This window comes from Porphyrobacter sp. GA68 (assembly GCF_022605525.1).
Lineage (GTDB): Bacteria > Pseudomonadota > Alphaproteobacteria > Sphingomonadales > Sphingomonadaceae > Qipengyuania_B.
Genome location: NZ_JAKQYJ010000002.1, coordinates 470,372 through 491,385 on the forward strand (window position 1 = coordinate 470,372; position 21,014 = coordinate 491,385).

18 protein-coding genes are annotated in these 21,014 nt (G+C 64.2%); 13 read left to right on the plus strand and 5 right to left on the minus strand.

Translation table 11 applies throughout. From position 1 onward, the window contains the following. Positions 1 to 26: 26 nt before the first annotated feature. From LHJ54_RS10055 to LHJ54_RS10085, 7 genes are all read left to right on the plus strand, one after another. On the plus strand, positions 27 to 1,268 hold the full coding sequence (locus LHJ54_RS10055) for a lipoprotein-releasing ABC transporter permease subunit (protein ID WP_228243756.1): 1,242 nt from the start codon (positions 27 to 29) through the stop codon (positions 1,266 to 1,268). Next, positions 1,261 to 1,947 (plus strand): ABC transporter ATP-binding protein, encoded by a 687-nt coding sequence (locus LHJ54_RS10060; protein WP_228243757.1) that lies wholly within the window; start codon positions 1,261 to 1,263, stop codon positions 1,945 to 1,947. Before LHJ54_RS10055 ends, LHJ54_RS10060 begins: the two co-directional genes overlap by 8 nt. A 49-nt stretch (positions 1,948 to 1,996) precedes the next feature. Beyond that, a complete protein-coding gene (locus LHJ54_RS10065; RefSeq protein WP_228243758.1) occupies positions 1,997 to 2,275 on the plus strand; it encodes a hypothetical protein in 279 nt (92 codons plus the stop codon). A 27-nt stretch (positions 2,276 to 2,302) separates the two neighbouring features. Next, positions 2,303 to 2,644 (plus strand): hypothetical protein, encoded by a 342-nt coding sequence (locus tag LHJ54_RS10070; protein WP_228243759.1) that lies wholly within the window; start codon positions 2,303 to 2,305, stop codon positions 2,642 to 2,644. Between the two features lie 49 nt (positions 2,645 to 2,693). Continuing rightward, positions 2,694 to 6,179 (plus strand): DNA polymerase III subunit alpha, encoded by a 3,486-nt coding sequence (gene dnaE, locus LHJ54_RS10075; protein WP_228243760.1) that lies wholly within the window; start codon positions 2,694 to 2,696, stop codon positions 6,177 to 6,179. Positions 6,180 to 6,246: 67 nt separating this feature from the next. Continuing rightward, positions 6,247 to 7,833 carry a long-chain fatty acid--CoA ligase gene (locus tag LHJ54_RS10080; RefSeq protein WP_228243761.1) on the plus strand — a complete coding sequence of 529 codons (1,587 nt, stop codon included), beginning with the start codon at positions 6,247 to 6,249 and terminating at the stop codon, positions 7,831 to 7,833. After that, the gene (locus LHJ54_RS10085; RefSeq protein ID WP_228243762.1) at positions 7,830 to 8,300 is read left to right on the plus strand and encodes a hypothetical protein; all 471 of its coding nucleotides are present in this window, start codon (positions 7,830 to 7,832) and stop codon (positions 8,298 to 8,300) included. Before LHJ54_RS10080 ends, LHJ54_RS10085 begins: the two co-directional genes overlap by 4 nt. A gap of 90 nt (positions 8,301 to 8,390) precedes the next feature. Here the strand turns inward: LHJ54_RS10085 and LHJ54_RS10090 are convergent, their stop codons facing one another. From LHJ54_RS10090 to LHJ54_RS10105, 4 genes are all read right to left on the minus strand, one after another. Then, positions 8,391 to 8,927 (minus strand): hypothetical protein, encoded by a 537-nt coding sequence (locus LHJ54_RS10090; RefSeq protein ID WP_228243763.1) that lies wholly within the window; start codon positions 8,925 to 8,927, stop codon positions 8,391 to 8,393. 81 nt (positions 8,928 to 9,008) lie between these two features. Then, positions 9,009 to 10,094 carry a PA0069 family radical SAM protein gene (locus LHJ54_RS10095; RefSeq protein WP_228243764.1) on the minus strand — a complete coding sequence of 362 codons (1,086 nt, stop codon included), beginning with the start codon at positions 10,092 to 10,094 and terminating at the stop codon, positions 9,009 to 9,011. Between the two features lie 64 nt (positions 10,095 to 10,158). Further along, on the minus strand, positions 10,159 to 11,883 hold the full coding sequence (locus LHJ54_RS10100) for a transglycosylase SLT domain-containing protein (protein ID WP_228243765.1): 1,725 nt from the start codon (positions 11,881 to 11,883) through the stop codon (positions 10,159 to 10,161). Continuing rightward, on the minus strand, positions 11,880 to 12,617 hold the full coding sequence (locus LHJ54_RS10105; RefSeq protein WP_228243766.1) for a hypothetical protein: 738 nt from the start codon (positions 12,615 to 12,617) through the stop codon (positions 11,880 to 11,882). Before LHJ54_RS10105 ends, LHJ54_RS10100 begins: the two co-directional genes overlap by 4 nt. Before the next feature lie 79 nt (positions 12,618 to 12,696). On the opposite strand from LHJ54_RS10105, the gene LHJ54_RS10110 reads away from it, so the two are divergent. Genes LHJ54_RS10110 through LHJ54_RS10125 form a run of 4 tightly spaced genes read left to right on the plus strand, consistent with a single transcriptional unit; the run spans position 12,697 to position 17,741 of the window. Further along, entirely contained in the window at positions 12,697 to 14,343 is a 1,647-nt protein-coding gene (locus tag LHJ54_RS10110) for an electron transfer flavoprotein-ubiquinone oxidoreductase (protein WP_228243767.1), read from the plus strand. Positions 14,344 to 14,350: 7 nt separating this feature from the next. Further along, the gene (locus LHJ54_RS10115) at positions 14,351 to 15,163 is read left to right on the plus strand and encodes a 4-(cytidine 5'-diphospho)-2-C-methyl-D-erythritol kinase (RefSeq protein WP_228243768.1); all 813 of its coding nucleotides are present in this window, start codon (positions 14,351 to 14,353) and stop codon (positions 15,161 to 15,163) included. Continuing rightward, entirely contained in the window at positions 15,160 to 16,545 is a 1,386-nt protein-coding gene (locus tag LHJ54_RS10120) for an NAD(P)H-hydrate dehydratase (RefSeq protein WP_228243769.1), read from the plus strand. The genes LHJ54_RS10115 and LHJ54_RS10120 overlap by 4 nt, the downstream gene beginning before the upstream one ends. Further along, positions 16,542 to 17,741 (plus strand): class I SAM-dependent RNA methyltransferase, encoded by a 1,200-nt coding sequence (locus tag LHJ54_RS10125; protein ID WP_228243770.1) that lies wholly within the window; start codon positions 16,542 to 16,544, stop codon positions 17,739 to 17,741. The genes LHJ54_RS10120 and LHJ54_RS10125 overlap by 4 nt, the downstream gene beginning before the upstream one ends. Here LHJ54_RS10125 and LHJ54_RS10130 read toward each other — a convergent pair. Then, positions 17,738 to 18,067 carry an acyl carrier protein gene (locus LHJ54_RS10130; protein ID WP_228243771.1) on the minus strand — a complete coding sequence of 110 codons (330 nt, stop codon included), beginning with the start codon at positions 18,065 to 18,067 and terminating at the stop codon, positions 17,738 to 17,740. The genes LHJ54_RS10125 and LHJ54_RS10130 overlap by 4 nt on opposite strands. 115 nt (positions 18,068 to 18,182) lie before the next feature. Between LHJ54_RS10130 and LHJ54_RS10135 the strand changes: the two genes are divergently transcribed. Both LHJ54_RS10135 and LHJ54_RS10140 read left to right on the plus strand, forming a co-directional pair. Further along, entirely contained in the window at positions 18,183 to 19,733 is a 1,551-nt protein-coding gene (locus tag LHJ54_RS10135; protein WP_228243772.1) for an AMP-binding protein, read from the plus strand. After that, complete coding sequence (locus LHJ54_RS10140) at positions 19,723 to 20,982, plus strand: pyridoxal-dependent decarboxylase, exosortase A system-associated (RefSeq protein WP_228243773.1); 1,260 nt, start codon at positions 19,723 to 19,725, stop codon at positions 20,980 to 20,982. Before LHJ54_RS10135 ends, LHJ54_RS10140 begins: the two co-directional genes overlap by 11 nt. Positions 20,983 to 21,014: the final 32 nt, after the last annotated feature.

Here is a 21,014-nt window from a genome sequence, read left to right on the forward strand (position 1 = left end):
CTTCACCCAAGCGAACCGTACACCTCGTGATCCTCAGCCCCTTCGAACGGACCATTGCCCGGCGCTATCTGCTGCCCGGCCGCGGCGAAGCGTTCATCGCCCTTGTAGCCGGGATCAGCGTCGGCGTCGTCATGCTGTCCGTCGCCATGCTGGTGATCGTGATGAGCGTGATGAACGGCTTTCGTGCAGAGCTGCTCGACAAGATCGTCGGCCTGAACGGCCATGCAATCGTGCAGGCTTACGGCGGACGACTGGACAATTGGGAGAGTGTCCTGGAAGAGGTGCGCGCCACTCCGGGCGTCACCAGGGCCAGCGCCCTGATCGAGCAACCGCTGCTCGCCACCTATAACGGGCGGGTCGAAGCGATCCTTGCCAGAGGCAACACGGCGCCTGACATTGCGCGGCTGTCGGACAAGATCGTGGCCGGCAACATCGGGGCGCTGCAACCCGGTGCCGGAAAAGTTGCCATCGGCTCCCGCCTGGCGGAAAATGTCGGTGCACGCGTGGGCGACACGCTCACCATCATCAACCCTCAAGGCCGGGCCACTCCGTTCGGGACTGTGCCGCGCCAGATCGGTTACGAGATCGCGGCGATTTTCGAAGTGGGGATATACGACTACGATCAATCCTATGTCGTGATGCCGATAGAGGATGCGCAAACGCTGCTGCTGCTGGAAGATTCCGTTGGAATGATCGAGCTGACGGTGGACAACCCGGACAATGTCGCCCGCATTCTCGGTCCGTTGAGGCAGCAGCTTGCCGGCCGCGCGGTGGTCGCCGACTGGCAAACCATCAACGCCTCCTTGTTCGAGGCGCTGCAGGTGGAGCGGGTGGCGATGGCCTTTGCCCTGTCCTTCATGGTTCTGGTCGCCGCCTTCAACATCCTTTCCAGTCTGGTGATGCTCGTGCGTGCCAAGACGCGGGATATCGCCATCATGCGGACCATGGGCGCGACCCGGCGCAGCCTGATGAAAATCTTCGTCACCACCGGCTTCACCGTTGGCGCGATCGGCACCTTTGCCGGTCTGGCCCTGGGTTTTCTGGTCCTCTTCTTCCGCCAGGGGATTGTGGACGTGATCGGCGCGGTGACAGGGCAGGATCTGTGGGATCCGCAGGTCCGGTTCCTGTCGACGCTGCCATCGCGCACCGACCCGGTGGAAATCGCGCTCATTGTGCTTCTCGCGCTCGGCCTCAGCTTCCTTGCCACGCTCTACCCGTCTCTCAAGGCGGCCAGTACGGACCCGGTGCAGGTGCTGCGCTATGAGTGATCACGGCGCAGCGCCGGTCGTCCGGCTGGAACAGCTTACCCGGTCGTTCGAACAGGGTGGACAGCGGATCGATGTCCTGCGCGGCGTCGACCTGACCGTCCAGCCAGGCGAGATCGTCGCGCTGCTCGGCCCGTCTGGGTCAGGTAAATCAACCATGCTGCAGGCCGTTGGTTTGCTGGAAGGTGGCTTTGGCGGACGGATAATCATCGCCGGTAACGATGCGACCCATATGCACCGGGACGAACGCACGACGGTTCGCCGCAATCACCTCGGCTTTGTGTACCAGTTCCACCATTTGCTGCCAGATTTCAATGCGACGGAAAATGTCGTTCTGCCCCAGCTGGTCGCCGGGCGCGACCGGCACGAGGCGGATGAACGCGCGCGCAGCCTTTTGGCCTCGCTCGGGCTGGAGCACCGCCTGACCCATCGGCCAAGTCAATTGTCCGGCGGAGAGCAGCAGCGTGTGGCCGTCGCCCGCGCTCTCGCCAATCGACCCACCCTGGTGCTCGCGGATGAGCCGACCGGTAATCTGGACGAGGCCACTGCGGACAAGGTGCTGGCGCAGTTCCTGGAGCTGGTGCGGGGCGAGGGCAGCGCCGCTTTGGTCGCGACCCACAACGAGCGGCTGGCGGCGCGGATGGATCGTGTCGTGCAGCTGCACAATGGGATGCTCGAATAGCGGACCCGGAACGCGCCTGCCCCGTTTGGAAGGGTAAAGGAGAATACTGATGGCAGACCATCCCAGCACCTTTCGCGCAGAAGACACCGTGACCCAGGAAGTTGAGTGGCACGACCGCGCCGCGCTCCACCTTGCCAGCCAGAGCGACGGCGTTCTGCATCACGCCACTGCGCTACGCCGTGGCAGTTTTGCCGAGCTGATCGAGCAGTTGATGGCGATGCCGCAGGAGGAACGGCAGCGCTATGTGATCGAAAAGGCTGGTGACCGCGAGTACAGCCCGGATGAAATCGCAGAGCTTGCCCGCCATCCTTCATTCCCACGCTCATGATGCCGAGCCGCGCAGGCGGGGTCTGCGATGCTGGCTGATTGGCAGACGTGGTTTCTGTCACTTGGCGAGCAGTATGGCGTCAACCCGTGGATATTTGGCGGCATTTATGTGGGCGCCATACCGTTCTTCTTCCTGTCCGTCGGCTGGCTGGTGAAACGCGCAAAGGCGGGGCAATCCACCATTCTGCCCGCGCTTGCCGCCGGGTTCTGTTTCGTATCCGCTTATCTGTATCTCGCGGTGGTGGGGAGGAACATCCCCGTCTGGGTCTGGCTGTTTCTTGCCGCGCTTCTCGCCTGGGGCGCGGTGAGCAAGGTGCGCGACATTCGGCGCAAGATCGCCGCCGCCACGGCGGCCGGATCGGGGGATTAGCCCGGAGGTTCGGCTTGGCAGGAGGCAATTCGCAAAGCATATGACGCGAATGCCCTTTGCGCCCTTCGTCCCTTTGCGTATCGCTTCGGCCTACTCCATGCTGGACAGCGCGATCGAGCCCAAGGAGATCGCGAAGCTGGCGAAGGAGCGTGGCTTTCCCGCCGCCGCGATCTGTGACCGCAACGGTCTTTACGGCGTAATCCCTTTCGCCAAGGCGTGCAGCGAGGAAGGCATTCAGCCCATCATCGGCGCGCTCCTGGGCGTCGCCAGGCCAGCGACGGAAGATCGCTGCGAAGTCGACTACCTCCCGCTCCTGGTCCAGGACGAGACGGGTTATGCCAATCTGTGCGATCTCGTGAGCCGTGCACATCTCGACCGCCCGCTGGAGCAGGAGCCGCACGTGCCGCTGGCGATGCTGCACGGGCGGACGGATGGCCTGATAGCGCTGACCGGAGCCGGGGAGGGGGGTGTTACCCGCCTGCTGGCCGATGGCCAGGACACCGCCTCACAAGCTTTGCTAAAGCAACTCGCCGCAATTTTTCCTGACCGGCTTTATGTCGAACTTGCCCGGTGCGGCAATGAGGTGGAGGAGGCGGCGGAAGACAAGCTCCTCGCGCTTGCCTACGACCTCGACCTGCCGATCGTCGCGACCAATCCGGCGAATTTCGGTGACCCGCACGGCCATGCGGCTCATGACGGCATGCTGTGCATCGCCGCGTCAACTTACCTCGATACCCAGCAGCGCCGCCGATCCAACAAGCAGGCCTGGGTCAAATCTGCCCGCATGATGGCAGAACTGTTCGACGATCTGCCTGAAGCGACGGCAAATACGCTGGTCGTAGCGCAGCGTTGCGCCTTTTCTCCTCCCGAACGCGCTCCGATTCTGCCCAGCCTCGCCGGGGATCAGCAGGCCGAAGCCGCGAAGCTGGCCGAGGATGCGCGGGCCGGGCTGGATGATCGCCTGGCACTTTACCCAGATCTGTCGGCGGAGGAGCGTCAGACCTATACCGAACGGCTGGCCTTTGAAGTCGACGTGATTACCCGCATGGGGTTTCCCGGATACTTCCTCATCGTTGCCGACTTCATCAAATGGGCCAAGGAGAATGGCATACCTGTGGGCCCGGGCCGTGGTTCTGGCGCGGGCAGCCTGGTGGCGTGGTCGCTGACCATCACCGATCTTGACCCCATCCGCCTTGGCCTGCTGTTCGAACGCTTCCTCAATCCCGAACGCGTGTCCATGCCAGATTTCGATATCGACTTCTGCGAAACGCGGCGGGGAGAGGTGATCCGCTATGTGCAGACTCGCTACGGCGAGGATCGCGTCGCTCAGATCATCACTTTTGGTAAACTCAAGGCGAGAGCCGTTCTGCGGGATTGCGGCCGCATTCTGCAGATGAGCTACGGGCACGTGGACCGCCTGTGCAAGATGGTACCCAACCACCCCACCGATCCATGGACGCTGAAGCGGGCGCTAAATGGCGCGGCAGATTTTCGGCGCGAGTACGACAACGATAACGACGTGAAGCGGCTGGTTGACCTTGCCCTTCAACTGGAAGGTTTTCCGCGCAACTCCTCGACCCACGCCGCAGGCGTTGTCATCGGCGATCGTCCGCTCGCGCAGCTGGTGCCGCTTTATCGCGATCCGCGGTCGGATATGCCGGTGACGCAGTTCGACATGAAGCACGTCGAGACCAGCGGGCTTGTCAAGTTCGACTTCCTCGGTCTCAAAACCTTGTCGGTCCTCAAGAAGGCGACCGACCTGCTCGAAAAGCGTGGTATTGCAGTCAATCTTGCGACCTTGCCCTTAGATGATCCAGCCGTGTTCGACCTGCTGAAGGCAGGTAACACGGTGGGCGTGTTCCAGCTGGAATCCGAAGGCATGCGCCGCACCCTTACGGCGGTAAAGCCGACCCGGTTCGAGGATATCATCGCCCTAGTGTCCCTCTACCGGCCAGGTCCGATGGATAATATTCCGCTGTTCGGCAGACGCAAAGCGGGCGAAGTGCCGATTGAATACCCGCATCCCAAGCTGGAAGGCATCCTGGCCGAAACTTACGGCATCTTCGTGTACCAGGAACAGGTGATGCAGGCAGCACAGGTCCTGGCTGGCTACTCGCTGGGCGACGCCGACCTCCTGCGCCGCGCCATGGGCAAGAAGGTGCAATCCGAGATGGACGCCCAGCGACAGCGGTTCGTCGACGGCTGCGGCGAGGTGTCGGGCATCACTCCCCGACAGGCGAACGATCTGTTCGACTTGATCGACAAGTTCGCCGGTTACGGTTTCAACAAGAGCCACGCCGCCGCATACGCCCTCCTCGCCTATCAAACGGGGTGGCTGAAGGCGCACTACCCCGAAGAGTTCTACGCTGCCTCGATGTGCTTCGACATGCACCAGTCGGAGAAGCTGGCGGTCTTTGTCGACGATGCGCGACGCGGCGGTATCGCCCTTGCCGGCCCCGACATCAACCGGTCGGAGGCGGAGTTCACCGTGGAAGCGACCGACAGCGGCTTTGCCGTGCGCTACGCGCTCGCGGGGGTACGCAATGTCGGCGAAAAAGCCATGGAGTCGCTGGTGGCGGAACGCGAGCGCGCAGGCCCGTTCACCAGCTTGCAGAACCTGTGTGAACGGTTACCCAAAGGCACTCTCAATTCTCGTCAGCTGGAAGGGCTGATCTGTGCCGGCGCGCTCGATTGCCTTGAAGCTGACCGCGCGCTCCTTCTGCACAACGTCGACCTCCTGTTGGCTCTCGCGGACGCTGCCCTGCGCGAACGCGAGAGCGGTCAGGCGGGGCTGTTCGGGGGTGAAGAGCGGGCGGCCGAACCACTGCGGCTGCGGCCGTGCGAGGCATGGAGCCGCACGGAGCGGATGAACCGTGAGCGCGAGAACTTCGGCTTCTTCTTCTCCGCCCACCCGGTCGAAGCCTTCCGCGATGTGGCCAGCGCACAGGGTGCGCGCAGTCATGCGTCCCTGGTCACGGCGGGCGGGGTTGCGGGGGGTGCCCGCCAGAACGCGGTCATGGCGGTGCTGGTGGAAGGTGTGAAGCGCGGCCGGACCAAACGCGAGGCGGAGTTCGTCCGCTGCGACTTCTCCGATCAGACCGGCCAGTTCAGCGCCGCCTGTTTTGAAGAAGGTCTGGTGGAACCGCTGCAGAAATGGGCAGCGGAGGGCGCATGTCTCCTGCTGAATGTGGAACTCGATAGTCCGAGCCCGGAGGAGCCGCCGCGCATCACGGTACGCGGCGCGCGTCCGCTGGCGGAGATCAGCGGCAGCGTGCCTATGACTCTCACCCTCAGCATCCTGGATGAAGCGGGACTGCGCGCGCTGGCGGAACAACTTGTGCCGGGCGGCGCCAAGCGGGACGAAGTGCTGGTTACATTGCGCCTGTCCTGCGGGCAAAACGTCACGCTCAATCTGGGGCGTCGGTACGCCGTGGACGGAGAACTGGCGGAGCGGCTGAACGGCGCGGCCGGAATTGCGGACGTTCGGCTGTCAGTGCGCAAGGCCAGCAGCGGCAGGTTGCGTCTGGTCGCCTGACGTTCCTCTTGCTGCCCACTCCCTTCCACGGCACAGTAGGGCAAAACAGCTGGGAGAACATGCGAATATGTCAGGCGCCATGCAGGACTGGGATCTTGTGGTCACCCACTTGATCGACCACGCGGCACGCGAACATGGGCAGCGCGAGATCGTCACCCGGTGGGCCGACGGCAGCGAAACGCGGACTGGATGGGCCGACATTCGGCAGGACGCCAAGAAAATGGCGCAGGCGTTAGGCGCTCTGGGAATTACCAAGGGCGACCGGGTCGCGACACTTGCGATGAACCACGCGCATCACCTGGTCTGCTGGTACGGCGCGACGGGGGCGGGGGCAATCCTTCACACCATCAACCCGCGGCTGTTTGAAGATCAGCTGGAATACATCGCCAATCATGCCGAAGACCGCGTGCTGTTGTACGACGCAGCGTTCCGGCCACTGGTGGACAAGATGAAATCGCGCTGGACCACCATAGAGCATTACATCTGCCTCGATGATGGAGAATTCCGGCAGTGGATCGACCACCAGAACGGCGACGTAGCGTGGGTGCCGGTGGGGGAGCGCGATCCATGCATGCTCTGCTATACCAGCGGCACCACCGGCAATCCCAAGGGGGTTCTGTACGAACACCGTTCCACCGTCATCCACGCCCTTGTCGCGCTTCAGCCAGCCATCTTTGATGCCGATCCGCAATCCGTCATGCTGCCAGTCGTCCCCATGTTCCACGCGGCCAGCTGGGGTCTGCCCTGGGGCGGGGCGGCGACGGGCATCAAGTTCGTGTTCTCCGCCGTTAACGATCCCGCCGTGCTGTGCGATCTGATGCGGAGAGAAAGGGTCACGCATTCCGCGGGGGTGCCGACCGTGTGGCAGGCGATGTTCCATCACATGGATGCGACCGGCGACACCTTGCCGGACCTGCGGCAGGCGATCATCGGCGGCTCGGCCGCACCACGATTTATGATCGAGCGGCTGATGCGGATGGGCGTCAACGTGGCTCACGCATGGGGCATGACGGAAACCAGCCCGATCGGCACCACCGGCGCAAAGACCTACGACTGGGACGACCTGACCTTCGAGCAGCAGGTCGATGTCAAGCAGATGCAGGGACGTGCGCCATTCGGTGTGGAATTGCGGACGGTGGATTTGACAGACATGCAAACGGTCCTGCCGCGCGATGGTGTGTCAAGCGGCGCCTTGCAGGTCCGTGGACCATGGGTGATCCGCCGCTATTTCAAGGCGGAGGAGGACGCGGTCAATGCCGACGGGTGGTTCGATACCGGCGACGTCGGCATTCTGCATCCCGACGGCACCTTGCAGCTGACCGACCGGACCAAAGACGTGATCAAGTCGGGCGGTGAATGGATCAGTTCAGTCGAGCTTGAGAACGCTGCGATGGGACATCCTGCCGTGGCTGAGGCCGCGGCACTCGGTATGCCGCATCCACGCTGGGACGAACGGCCGGTGCTGTTCGTCGTGCGTAAGCAGGGGGCGCAGGTCGAGGCCGCCGCGATTGCCGAATTCCTCGCCGACAAGGTTGCCAAATGGTGGTTGCCCGACGCGATCGAGTTCGTTGAGGACATTCCGCACACTGCCACCGGAAAGATCAGCAAAAAGGATTTACGCGCACGGTTCAGCGACTACAGGCTTTCGGCATGAGAAATCTGCTGCTTGTCGTGCTCCTTGGAGCAGTGTCCGCCTGCGCCACGCCCGGCCCACCGACCTTGGCGGAGATCGTGCGCGGCCCGACCCGCGTGTGCATGGAACGCGTTGCTTTCAACCTTCCTGCTACCGGAACGATCGTGCAGGCGGAAAAGGGCAGGCTGGGTACTCACCTCACCGGCATGATTGGTCCCGACGCCTTCGAAATCACCGAAAGCGCGAGTTTCGCCGCAGCACCTGTTGCTGAAACGGTCGTGCACGAAGGCGCCAACTTCACGGTTCGTCAGGTTGGTGAACTGCCCGGCTCTTACGCCATCTATGATGGAACGGGGAACGCGCAGGAGACGAGGCCTGCCGTCCGCGTAGAACATTATTTCGGGACGGACTCGATCACGATCGCAGATTTCTTCGGAGGGTATGACCCAGCCGGAGCGGCGCAGCAAGGTTGTGGCCGGCGCTTCTAACGGCACGGCCCGCGAAATTCATCGAGCCGATTGCGGGACGACGATTTGCGGTGCCCTATTCAGGAGGCTGCCACGTCCACCGCTTGACCTTCAGGTTGAGCCGGTGGCGGCGGGAGTGGCGGCGCGCATGGCGGCAATATCCGCGCGTGACCTGGCGATTTCCTGCTCCAAATGCCTGAAGGCCTCCTCCTGTCGGACGGCATCGCCGTTCAGCATGATCGCATTCTCGCGCCGGTCCACCAGATGCTCGTGCGCTTCCAGCAACTGAGCGAGGCGGTACTCGCGACGTTCCGCCGGGGACAGGGCGGCCAGATCGACCGCTTGCTCGTCACGGCGCAGGTCGGCTTCGCGCGCGATGGTGAGCCGGATGGCCTCGCCGATGGTCGCCGGTTCACGTCCGGCTTCGTTGACCAGAACGTCGCCGCAGAACGCCGTTGAGCTCGCAAGATGGTGAATCGTGAAGGTAGCGAAGGCGCCCCGGCTTTCCGGTGGCAGCTCGGCCAGGACACTCTCGACGACTGCGGGTTGTGTGAGGTCGAAGGCGGCCAGCGGTTCCGCAGCGATGTCGCGTCCGCAGGCACCCAGCAGCAGTGAGCAGCTCGCCACCACCAACACCACCCGCTGCATCTGCAGTCCCTCTTACCTCCGGCCGGGCTTCGCACATTAGCGGTGGATGGTTATCATCTGATGAATGCCGGGGCATCCGCGTCAAAAAAGTCGCAGCTGCCCGCCCGTTGCCGGAGGCAGGAAGTCGCGGCAATTCAGTTCGAAGCGCGTCTTGTTGATGCCGGCCTTACTACAGGCGGCGCGAAAGCGGGCGCGGAACAGGTCGGCCCAGACGCCCGTGGGGCGCAGCCGCGAAAAGAAATCCGGGTCATTGTCCCGCCCACCGCGAATCGAGCGCACGATGCTCATCACCTTGCCTGCCCGATCAGGGAAATGGACGGACAGCCACTCGCGAAAGAGAGGAGCTACCTCGTAAGGTAGCCGCAGCGGAATCCACCCCACCGAACCAGCACGCATCTGCGCCGCCGCCGCGACGATGTCTTCCAGACAGCTGTCCGTTATTGCGGGGATCACCGGTGCGATGGAACAATGCACCGGCACACCGGCATCGGCCAGCTTGCCGATGGCGGCAAGGCGTTTCGCCGGAGCAGACGCCCGCGGTTCGAGTTTCGAGGACAGGGGCGGGTCAAGACTGGTAACAGAGATTGCGACCGCCACCAGCTGCCGCTCTGCCAACGACTCCAGCAGATCGAGATCGGCGAGCACCCTGTCAGATTTGGTGGTGATCGTCACCGGGTGCCGGCTGTCAAGGCAGACTTGGAGAACTTCGCGCGTGATGCGAAAGCGCTGTTCTATCGGCTGATAAGGATCTGTGTTGGTGCCAAGGGCGATCGGGGCCGGACGATAGCGCGGCTTGGCCAAGGTTTCGCGCAGGAGCCGGGCGGCCGCGGGTTTCGCGTACAGCTTGGTTTCGAAATCCAGCCCTGGAGAGTGATCGTGGTATGCATGGGTAGGCCGGGCAAAGCAGTAGATGCATCCATGCTCGCAGCCGCGATACGGGTTCACCGAACGGTCAAAGGCGATGTCGGGTGACTGGTTAAAGGTGAGGATTGTCCTCGGGTGCTCTTGCACCACCGATGTCCTGAGCTTGACGGGCGGCCCACCAAGCGAAGCGACATGGTCGCGCCAGTCGCCGTCCACTTCCACGCTCGCGAGGCCGAAACGTGCAGACAGCGCAGCGGATTGCGCGCCGCGCCCTTTTATCGGCTCAACAGGCTGTTCTGTCATGCGCAGAACATAACAGGAACGTTAGCGTTATGCTAGCGTCTGCCGCGCATCTTCCTGGATCGAGCTATCTGGCCGCCAGCGACGGCTCGCCACGCGGAAAAGCAGGCCAGCGGTTCTGCGCCAGGTCGGAACGGCTGGGAGCTTGGTCATTACGCTGGCGCAAGTACATCCAGTAGTTGCGCATGACGATCGATACGTAACTGCGCGTTTCCCAGAAGGGGATGGACTCCATGTAAAGCAGCGGATCGCCCTGATCGCGGACTTCGGCATTCCAGCGCGCCACCGGCGTGAGGCCGGCGTTGTAAGCCGCCATCACCTTGGGCAACGCACCGCCAGTAGCCGGAGCTTCGCTCAACTTTTCAAGATTGTGCTGCCCGAAGGTGAGATTGGTCGACGGATCCTTAAGGTCCGAGTATTGCGCGCTCAACCTGGCGCGCCCTTCCACGTCCCGCGCGGCGATCGGGCGTACCTGCATGAGGCCGATCGCGTTGGCGGGGCTGACGGCAGCTGCGGCGAAATTGGATTCCTGCAGTGCGTGCGCGAAAGCCAGTGCGGGATCCACCCGCCATCCTTCCACAGGTCGCCACTGCGTGCTGGGATAACGCAGCGCCGGATCGGCCTGCGCTCCGCGTGGTACGTTCATGCCCATCCAGATCTGGGTGCGGGGCAGGTTCAATTGTCGGGCTAGGCGCGCCAGCACGGGAAAACCGGAAGGCTCGCCAGTCAGCACCTCGTGTTGCAGCGCTTCGCTCGACCACACGTCGCGACCCAATTCCGCCAGCGTAACGGCTAGTTGCGCGTTCGGGCGTCGCGCCACCGTGCGCCAATCCTCGCTCGTCATCGGTGCCACGATGTGCGTCGCGGGCAGCGGCTGGCCCAGCTGTTCCCGGGCAAGCATCCCGTACAGTGTTTCGTCATCCCCGGCTGCGCTCCTGAGGTGCCTGGCAGCCTCTGCAGGCTTGCGGCACCGGGTCGCGGCGCGCGCAGCCCAGTAATGGGACGCCGTTCGCAATTCCGAGTCCGCCGCTCCGTTGGCAGCGCGGGCGAACCCGTCCAATGCGCTGGTGCAGTCACCAAGGCGCCATGCCGCTAGACCGCTGGTCCAGTCGCCTTCTGCCACCCATGGGCCACTGCCTTCCCGCACCCGCTGGCCGAGCGCCAGCGCGGCGGTGTCACGGTTTTCTATGTAATAAGACCAGGCGACACGCTGCCGCCACTCAGCGCGCGCGGCGGTGCTGAGACCCGCATCCACGCCATCGAGAAGCAGGCGGGCGCTGTCCGGATCATCGTTCTTGATGTAGTCGTTGATTGCCGCGGCGATCTCCGCCGGCATGGTTCCATCGTCGGCAGAGCGGGGACGCATGCGCTTGCTGATCGCCGCCACGCGCTGCACCGCGTTGCGCGGCGGCAGGCGATAGCTGGCAGCAAGACCGCGTGTCTGACCCAGCCGCAGGATCTGCTCGGCCTGCGGCAGATAGGAATAGCGCGCCAGCCACTGCTCGATCTGCGGCAGCTCGGTGCGCGGGCTGTTGGTCGCGGTGTAGTATTTGGCAAGAACAAAACCTGTAAGAGGGGATTCGGGCTGTGCCGCAAGAAGCGATTGGAGCCGAACCCAATCGCCCGCATCGAAGGCGGCAAGAATTTCACGCCATTGCCCCCGCTCGGCATCGCGGAGCGGTTGCGCGGTATCGCTTCGCACCTTGGACAGGTCGATTGTCTGCGCCTTCACCGTCGCGAGCGGCAGCGCAGTGGCGATCACCGCCAACGCGGCCTTGCGTGTCAGCTTCATGTTGCTTCCCCCGTCCATTGCAGCCAGCTGTTCCAGAACCGCTCCCGGCGGCGGGCTGAGCGCCGCAGTTCGTCCAAGCCCGGTCCGCAGAAAACTGCATCGTCATTGGTAAACAAATTCTTTACCGATCGGCCAAGCGCCACCACCCGGCGCGGCTTCGCCAAAGCGATATGAAGGCGGACGATATCGCCTATCCCGCGTGACGCAAGTGCGGGCCAGTCGGGCAGGGGCATGTGGCGCGGCAGAACGGTAGCAAGATAAGCCGAAGCAGGGGTAGCGCCCATCGCACGCAGTACCGCCTGTGCCATCTGCCCGTCCGGCCCGTCGAGCAACACGGCCCGATCGGTATCTTCAGGCATCGGCACCAACAGCATGATTTCGGCACCCGGCCCACCAACAGGTGCAAGGCGGGGGAAGGCGCCGCGGTCCGCGAGGCTGGCTTCAGTCAACCACCACTCGCGAAATTGTGCCAAGTCCTGTGGCCAGCCACTTCGCGCGCCGCCAATGGGCTCCGCCTGCGGCGACGGCGCGGCTTCCGGCAGGGGCCGGGTGGCGACCGCGACCACTGGCGTCTTAGCCTCGGCGCCAGCGGCCGCCGCCACCGTCTCTGCAAGCCATGGTTGCGGCGTATCGGTGTAGGCATAATCAACACCCGCCAGCCGCCACCAGTCGAGCATGGAGCCGATGTCGCGGGACAACAGGTTTGCAGGCGAGAGGGAGGACGGGTTGTTCACTGGGCTGGCGGCTCTTGACGGGCACCATGCCATCCCTCAACTCAGAGGCAAGCACATTTGAACAGAAAGCCTCGACACAATGACCGAACGCGAAAGCATGGACTGCGACGTTGTCATCGCCGGCGGTGGGGTCGCCGGCCTCTCTGCGGCAATCCGGCTCAAGCAGATCAATGAGGAGCTTGAGGTTGTTGTGCTGGAGAAGGGGTCGGAGATAGGCGCGCATGTTCTGTCAGGCGCGGTCGTCGATCCCAAGGCACTGGACGAATTGTTGCCCGAGTGGCGGGACATGGGTTGCCCCATGGCTGAAACGCCCGTGACGGACAACTGGCACTGGGTTCTGACCCGCACCAAGCAGTACAGCCTGCCCCATGCGATCATGCCGCCTTTCATGTCGAACAAGGGCAATTATACCGGCTCGCTCGCCAATCTTTCCCGCTGGCTGGCGGAGCGGGCGGAAGAACTGGGCGTGATGGTTTTTCCGGGCTTTCCGGCGGCGGAGGTCATCTACAACGAGGACGGGTCCGTCGGCGGCCTGATAACTCAGGATATGGGCGTAGCGGCTGATGGCAGCCATAAGCCGGACTATCAGCCCGGCATGGAAATCCGCGCCAAGTACACGCTGTTCGCCGAAGGGGTCCGCGGCAACCTGACCAAGAAGCTGAAGGCGAAATACGATCTGGAGAAGGATTGCCAGCCGCAGATCTATGGGCTGGGCGTAAAGGAGATCTGGGACATCGACCCGGCCAAGCACGTGCCGGGGCGCGTCATTCACACGCAGGGCTGGCCGCTGTCCGAAAGCGAAAGCTGGGGCGGCGGGTTCCTGTATCATCAGGCGAACAATCAGGTAGCAATCGGCTTCGTCACCGCGCTCGATTACAAGAACCCCTATGTCTCGCCGTTTCAGGAGTTTCAGCGCTTCAAGCAGCATCCTGCAATCAGAGAGTACCTGGAAGGCGGCAAGCGGGTCGCGTATGGCGGGCGCGCCATCAACGAAGGCGGGTGGCAATCGGTGCCCAAGCTTGCGTTTCCCGGCGGCGCGCTGGTCGGATGCGCGGCCGGCTTCGTCAACGTGCCGCGCATCAAGGGCAGCCACACCGCCATGAAGAGCGCGATGCTGGCGGCAGAAGCAGTCGCCGCCGCCATCGCGCAAGGGCGCATCCACGCACAGCTTGACGAGTACGACGAGGCGGTCCGCAACAGCTGGATCGCCCGGGAGCTGAAGGCCGTGCAGAACGCGCAGCCGGCCGTGTCGAAGTTCGGTGCCGATCTGGGCACGATCATTGCGGGCGCCGACATGTGGATGCGCACGCTGAAGATCGGTCTTCCCTACTCCATGAAGCACAAGGCCGATTACAAGCACCTGCAACGGGCAGACCTGTTCAAGCCGATTGAGTACCCCAAGCCCGACAATGTCATAAGCTTTGACCGCCTGTCCTCTGTTTTCCTTGCCAACGTCAACCATGCCGAAGATCAGCCGTGCCACCTGAAGGTACAGGACATGGAGCTTCAACGGGACAGTGAACTGGCGGTGTATGCCGGGCCGTCGACCCGCTATTGTCCGGCGGGTGTGTATGAATGGGTCGGCGTAGAGGAAGGCGAGCCGCAGTTTGTCATCAATTCGCAGAACTGCGTCCATTGCAAGACGTGCGACATCAAGGATCCCAATCAGAACATAGAGTGGGTGACGCCGGAAGGCGGCGGCGGGCCGAATTACCCGAACATGTAGCCTCAAGGTGACCCAGGTCGAAACAGCCTACGCCAAGCTCAACCTGGCGCTTCATGTCCGGCGGCGGCGGGACGACGGTTATCACGAACTGGAAACCCTGTTCGCGTTCGTTGATGCTGGCGACCGATTAACCGCCCGCACCGCGGAACAGGACAAGGTGAGTGTTGCGGGCGAATTTGCGCCGGCGCTTGGCAGCCCGTTCGGTAATCTGGTCTCGCGGGCGCTTGGCGCCCTGCCTCGCCCCGACGGAATGGCGATCACTTTGGAGAAGAACATTCCGGTTGCCGCGGGGCTTGGCGGCGGTTCGGCAGATGCCGGAGCGGTGTTCCGCCTCGTGCGGGAGCGGCATGGCCTGCCCGAGGATTGGCCCGCAAGGGCCGTTCGGCTGGGCGCCGATGTTCCGGCGTGCGTGGAAAGCCAGCCGTGCATCGGGCGAGGGACAGGGGCGGAGCTTTCCCCGGTTGCGAACGATCTCTCCGGCTCACCCGTCCTGCTCGTCAACCCGCGCGAACCACTGGCCACTTCGGCCGTGTTTGCGCGGTGGGATGGAGTGGATCGGGGCGCGCTGCCGGCAGGCAAGATGCGGGACGTGGCGCGGGGAGGGCGCAACGATCTGGAGCCGGCTGCCATAGCCCTGTGCCCGCCCGTCGCCGATGTCCTCGCCTCGCTGCGCGCAACGGACGCGTGGCTGGTGCGGATGTCGGGTTCGGGTGCGACCTGCTTCGCGCTGTTCGATGACCCGGCGGAGCGGGACGCCGCCGCTGCGTCGATCGCTGCCGCCCACCCCCGATGGTGGATGCTGGCCGGAGCCCTGCGGTGACTGCTCCGCAGCCGGTTCTCACCGCGGCCGAAATGCGCGCGGCGGAGGATCAGTTGGTGGACCGCGGCGTCAGCGTGGATAAGCTGATGCTGCGGGCCGGGCGGGGCGCGGCTGAATGGGTCTGGCGCATCGCGGCCGGCCGCAGCGTCACCGTGCTGTGCGGCCCCGGCAACAACGGCGGCGACGGCTACGTCATTGCCGAGATTCTGCGGCAGAGGAGTATCGACGTGACGGTGGTGGCGCCGTTGCCCCCCCGAACCGACGTCGCGCGCGGAGCCCGATCGCGCTACGGCGGAACCATTGCCAGCGACGCGCGCGGGGCGGTGCTCGTGGACTGCCTGTTCGGCACCGGGTTAACGCGCCCCTTGCCAGACGACTTGTCCGATTTGCTTCGTAAGCTGCGGGGAACGCACGACTATGCTGTCGCCATCGACTTGCCGAGCGGAGTAGACGCGGATACCGGCGCATTGCTGGACGAGCGGCTGGAACGATACGACCTGACACTGGCCCTGGGCGCTTGGAAGAGGGCGCATTGGCTGATGCCGGGTTTGCCGCTGATGGGTGAACGGCGGCTGGTTCCTCTCGGAATGGACGTGCCCGGTTCCGCAGCGTCGCTGTCGCCGCGCCCGACGCTTTCCGCTCCCGAAGCTGCCAGCCACAAATACACCCGCGGCCTTGCCGGCATAGTCGGCGGCGCGATGACCGGGGCCGCAGTGCTGGCGAGCGAGGCGGCCATGCGGGCGGGGGCGGGATACGTGAAGCTGTTTTCCGAGCATTCGCATCCGGCGGCGCCTGCCGGTCTGGTCATCGAGCCCGGCGACCTCGTCGACACCCTGCGTGACGAGCGCATCCGGGCACTTCTGGTGGGTCCGGGCCTTGGCAGGGACGAGGAGGCGCGCACGCGTCTGTGGGCCACCTTGGGCGCGGACCGGCCGCTGGTGCTCGATGCTGATGCGCTGGTGGTGTTGGGGAAGAACGATCTGGCACGGCGTTCCGCGCCGGTCGTCCTCACGCCGCATGCCGGAGAGCTGGCCGCGCTTTGTCGTACATTTCGCATAACGGGCGAGAACAAGGTTGCGCAGGCCAGGGCTCTCGCGCTTGCCAGTGGTGCAGTCGTGTTGGCCAAGGGGGCTGACAATGTGCTGACCGATGGGGCGAACCTTCGGTTTTTTCCGTCGCCGTCCAGCTGGCTTTCGACCGCCGGCTCGGGCGATGTGCTCGCCGGCATCGTTGTCAGCCGTCTGGCGATGGCCGGCAACCCGTTCAAGGCCTGTGAAGAGGCGGTGTGGCTGCACGCGGAGGCAGCGAGAAACTGCGGGCCGGCGTTTACCGCAGGAGAGCTGGCGAACGGCATTTCATCGGCTTACAGAAGTCTCCTTTGACCAAGTTTGATCCGATCGTCAGGCTGGCCGCCAAGGGCGATGGCGTTACCGCGGCAGGGCGCCATGTGGCCGGCGCGGTGCCGGGCGATGCGCTTGGCATCGCTGGCGACATCTTGCCTGGCCCGCATCGCGCAGTGCCGCCATGCCGCCATTTCGGTCGCTGCGGTGGATGCCAGTTGCAGCATTGCGACGAGGAGGTGCTGGCGCGGTTTGTCACCGACAGGGTCGTGAACGCAGCAGCAGGGCAGGGACTTGAACCTGACGCGGTTCTGCCGACACACCTCTCTCCGCCGCGCACGCGCAGGCGGACAGCTTTGCATGCAGCCAAGCTGAACGGAAAGGTCGCGCTTGGCTTCAGGGAAGCAGGATCGCACCGCATCGTCGATATGAAGGAATGCCATGTCCTGCATCCGGACCTGTTCGCTTTGCTTGCCCCGTTACGGCAACTGCTGCACCTTCTTCTCGGCAAGGGTGCCGCCGATGTCCATCTGACGCACACGCCCCGGGGCGTCGACTGCCTGGTCAAAGGCGCGCTGCCTGCCGGGCTGCGGATGCATGAGGCCCTGCTTGCATTCGCGCAGGAGCATGGTCTGGCACGCCTGTCACTGGATAGCGGCTGGGGCGCGGAAACGCTGTGGGAGCCGCAGCCGGTCACGGTAGTCTTCAGCGGCGTGGAAGTCCGACTGCCGGTGGGCGCGTTTCTTCAGGCCACGCTCGACGGGGAAAGGGTGCTCCAGGAGGATGTGAAGACATTTGTGAACAATTGCCCCGAAGTCGCCGACCTGTTTGCAGGCCTCGGGACAATGTCGCTGGGCCTGGCGGCCGCGGGAAGCGGAGTGACAGCGTTTGAGGCTGAACGTTCCTCACATCTGGCTAGCCGTGATGCGTTTCGTCGTTTGCCCGGATCAAGCGAGGCGGTGCATCGCGACCTGTTCAGAGCGCCCGTGCAGCCCCCTGAACTGAAACGTTTCAAGGGCGTCATCCTTGATCCGCCACGCGCCGGTGCGAAAGCTCAGGTGGAGCAGCTTGCCGCCAGCGCAGTCGAACGCATCGCGTATGTGAGCTGCAACCCGCCAAGCTGGGCGCGCGATGCCCGTCTTCTGGCCGCCGCCGGTTATCGCCTCGCTTGCATCCGTGCGGTAGGCCAGTTTCGCTGGTCAACCCACGTGGAACTGACAAGCCTGTTTACCCGCTAACCTGCGGTCAGCTTGCGTTCGACAAAGGCCAGCAGTGCACCATAGGTTTCCAGCATCTCGCCATCCACCTCGTCATCTTCAACCGTGAAGGTGAAGTGATCTTCCAGGGCTGTGAACAGGTGTGCGACGGCCATCGAATCGACCTGCGGCAGGGCACCGAACAGGCCGCTGTCAGGCTGCAGCGCTGCGACAGTCTGCGCATCAATCTGCAGCGTATCACGCAGGATCTGGCGCAAACCTTGATCAGCTTCGGCGCGGCTGACCGACAGATTGGCCGCCTCATCTGACGTGCCGCTCACCTGCGTCGCGGCGGGTGTGACAATCATTCTTCCATCCTGTTGTTGCGGCTGTTCAAAAAGCGATTTCGCGCCGCCCTTAAGCGCGCCTGGCAGCAAGGGCAAGGAATGGACGGGCACGGCCACTACTTCTAAGAAGCGCCCCATGGTCCTGCCTGCGTCGCCTTTTCCCGCCACGCCACCGCTCGACAGCCTGCCGCTGCGCGGGAGGCCGGTCGACAGCGCGCTGATCCTTCGCGGGGAAACTCTTACCTTTGCGCAGCTTGAGCGTCGCGTCGGCCAACTGGCAGCGTGGCTGACCACGCAGTTCGAGCCGGGCGCAAGGATCGCGAGCTGGGCAGCGAAGGGTGAGCTGACCTGCACCTTGCCGCTCGCCGCAGTGCGGGCCGGACTGGTGCACGTCCCGATCAATCCGCTGCTCAAGCGGGCGCAGGTGAGGCACATACTGAACGACGGCGGGGCGGCCTTGCTGATCGCCAACACTGCCCGGATCGACAGTCTGCAAGCGGCGGACATCCCGCCATTTTGCCGAACGGCGGAGGAAGGGGAGGTCTTGCTGCGCGCGCGATCCGCCGTGCCCTTGCCGCCGTCGTCTGCCGATCCTGACACGCTCGCCGCGCTGCTCTACACCAGCGGATCAACCGGCTTGCCCAAAGGCGTCATGGTTTCGCATCGCAACCTCTGGCTGGGTGCGATGGCGGTGGCGGATTATCTGCGGCTGGAAGCGACAGACGTGACGCTCGCAGTGCTGCCGCTGGCGTTTGATTACGGGCAGAACCAGTTGCTGAGCACCTGGTATGCAGGCGGAGCGGTTGCGCCGCTCGACTATCTTCTGCCGCGCGACGTAGCCAAGGCCTGCGACAGGCATCAAGTGACTACGCTCGCCGCCGTGCCGCCGCTGTGGGCGCAGCTTTGCGAGGTCACCTGGCCAGACGAAGCGACCCGGTCGCTCAAGCGGCTGACCAACAGCGGCGGTGCGCTTACGCCGCGCCTGATCGGCACCATGCGGCGCACCTTCGGCAACGTCGATATCGTGCCGATGTATGGCCTGACCGAGGCATTCCGCTCCACCTACCTCCCTCCGCATATGGTCGCGACCCATCCAACCTCTATCGGCGCCCCCGTGCCCTTCGCCGAAGTGCTGGTCGTCAACGATGCGGGGTTGCCGGCTGCGGCAGGTGAGGAAGGCGAACTGGTCCACTGCGGTCCGCTTGTGACCCAAGGTTACTGGCGTGACCCGGTGCGAACGGCACAGCGGTTTCGTCCCGCGCCCGCGTGGTCCTGCTACGGCGGGATGGCTGTCTGTTCGGGCGACCGGGTGCGGCGGGACGCGGACGGATTGCTCTACTTCGTTGCCCGACAAGACGAGATGATCAAGAGCGCAGGCAACCGGATCAGTCCTGAAGAAGTGGAAGCCGCCGCACTGACCAGCGGAGTGGTGGCCGAAGCGGTCGCTTTCGGCCTGCCTGACGATCAGTTGGGGCAGGCCGTGTATCTGGTCGTGCGGGGCTCTATGGGGATGGCGCAAGCCACTCAGCTCCGTCTTGTGCAGCACCTTGCGCGCGAATTGCCCAGTTTCATGCAGCCAAAGCAGATTGCCTGGCGCGACGCGCTGCCGCTCGGTCCCAATGGAAAGATCGACCGGCAGCGGCTGGTGAGGGAACTTACCGAGACCAGGACGCCTGATGCAGCCTGATACCCGGAGCGTTGCGCCAGCGGCCAAACCGCTCGGCCCGGTGCCGGCGGCCTTCGAGGCCATAAATGGCGAGTTGGCGATAGGAGGCCAGCCGGTGAGCCACTGGGTCGAGCGCGCCGGGGGCACACCGCTGTTTCTGTACAGCCGGCAAATGATTGAACAGCGAATGGCGCAGTTGCGGGCGGCGCTGCCACACCGCTTGCAGGTCAATTATGCGGTCAAGGCCAATCCCTTTCGTCCGATCCTCCAGCTGCTCGCGGGCCTGACGGATGGTTTCGACATCGCATCCGGCGGAGAGCTGGCGCTGGTCCGTGCGGCTGGGATCGACCTTGCACGCGTGAGTTTCGCCGGGCCCGGCAAGGGAGACGACGAACTGTCGGCCGCGATTCTGGCCGGCGTCACGGTGAACATCGAATCCGAAGGTGAGTTGCATCGAGCACTCGCGATCAGCCGAAAGGCAGGCCAGCGACTGAGAGCCGCGCTGCGCGTAAACCCGGATTTTACCCTGCGCGGATCGGGAATGAAGATGGGCGGCGGCGCGAAACCCTTTGGCATTGACGCCGCGCAGGTGCCGGCGCTGGCCCGCGCGCTGATCGCAGAGGGCGCAGAGTTTCGCGGACTGCACATATTCACCGGCAGCCAGGCGTTAGACGCGGATGCGGTGAGCGCCATGCAGCATGCGGTGCTGGCGTTGGCGGACCAACTGGCGCGGGAGATCGGCTCTCCGCTGCCGACGCTGAACATGGGGGGCGGGTTTGGCATTCCCTACTTCGCCGGCGACACGCCGCTCGACCTGCCGGCTGTCGGCGCGGCCCTGAAGGACATGTTCGCGACCATTCCGCCGACCCTCGCAGACACGTCCCTGCATATCGAGCTTGGCCGTTACATCGTGGGCGAGGCAGGCATCTATCTCGCCCGTGTTCTCGACCGAAAGGTGAGTCATGGACAGGTGTTTCTGATCACCGATGGGGGGCTGCATCATCAACTCGCGGCCTCCGGTAATTTCGGTACAGTAGTCCGTCGCAACTACCCCATCGCGATCGCCAGCCGTTTCACGCAGGTTCCGAGCGAAGTTGCATCCGTGGTGGGCAGGCTCTGTACCCCGCTCGACCGGCTGGCGGACAATGGCTGGCTCCCGCGGGCCGAAGTTGGCGATCTGGTCGCGGTGTTCTGCGCCGGGGCTTACGGCGCGACCGCGTCTCCTGCGCAGTTTCTCGGCCACGGCCCGGCACGCGAAATGCTGGTCTGAAAAGGCGACGAGGCTTTGGGACGCAGATGCCT

Excerpts from the sequence above, each read along its gene's own strand:
- LHJ54_RS10060 (WP_228243757.1), top strand. The coding sequence starts at position 1,261 with ATGAGTGATCACGGCGCAGCGCCGGTCGTCCGGCTGGAACAGCTTACC.
- LHJ54_RS10065 (WP_228243758.1), top strand. The coding sequence starts at position 1,997 with ATGGCAGACCATCCCAGCACCTTTCGCGCAGAAGACACCGTGACCCAG.
- LHJ54_RS10070 (WP_228243759.1), top strand. The coding sequence starts at position 2,303 with ATGCTGGCTGATTGGCAGACGTGGTTTCTGTCACTTGGCGAGCAGTAT.
- dnaE (WP_228243760.1), top strand. The coding sequence starts at position 2,694 with ATGCCCTTTGCGCCCTTCGTCCCTTTGCGTATCGCTTCGGCCTACTCC.
- LHJ54_RS10080 (WP_228243761.1), top strand. The coding sequence starts at position 6,247 with ATGTCAGGCGCCATGCAGGACTGGGATCTTGTGGTCACCCACTTGATC.
- LHJ54_RS10085 (WP_228243762.1), top strand. The coding sequence starts at position 7,830 with ATGAGAAATCTGCTGCTTGTCGTGCTCCTTGGAGCAGTGTCCGCCTGC.
- LHJ54_RS10090 (WP_228243763.1), bottom strand. The coding sequence starts at position 8,927 with ATGCAGCGGGTGGTGTTGGTGGTGGCGAGCTGCTCACTGCTGCTGGGT.
- LHJ54_RS10095 (WP_228243764.1), bottom strand. The coding sequence starts at position 10,094 with ATGACAGAACAGCCTGTTGAGCCGATAAAAGGGCGCGGCGCGCAATCC.
- LHJ54_RS10100 (WP_228243765.1), bottom strand. The coding sequence starts at position 11,883 with ATGAAGCTGACACGCAAGGCCGCGTTGGCGGTGATCGCCACTGCGCTG.
- LHJ54_RS10110 (WP_228243767.1), top strand. The coding sequence starts at position 12,697 with ATGACCGAACGCGAAAGCATGGACTGCGACGTTGTCATCGCCGGCGGT.
- LHJ54_RS10130 (WP_228243771.1), bottom strand. The coding sequence starts at position 18,067 with ATGATTGTCACACCCGCCGCGACGCAGGTGAGCGGCACGTCAGATGAG.
- LHJ54_RS10135 (WP_228243772.1), top strand. The coding sequence starts at position 18,183 with ATGGTCCTGCCTGCGTCGCCTTTTCCCGCCACGCCACCGCTCGACAGC.
- LHJ54_RS10140 (WP_228243773.1), top strand. The coding sequence starts at position 19,723 with ATGCAGCCTGATACCCGGAGCGTTGCGCCAGCGGCCAAACCGCTCGGC.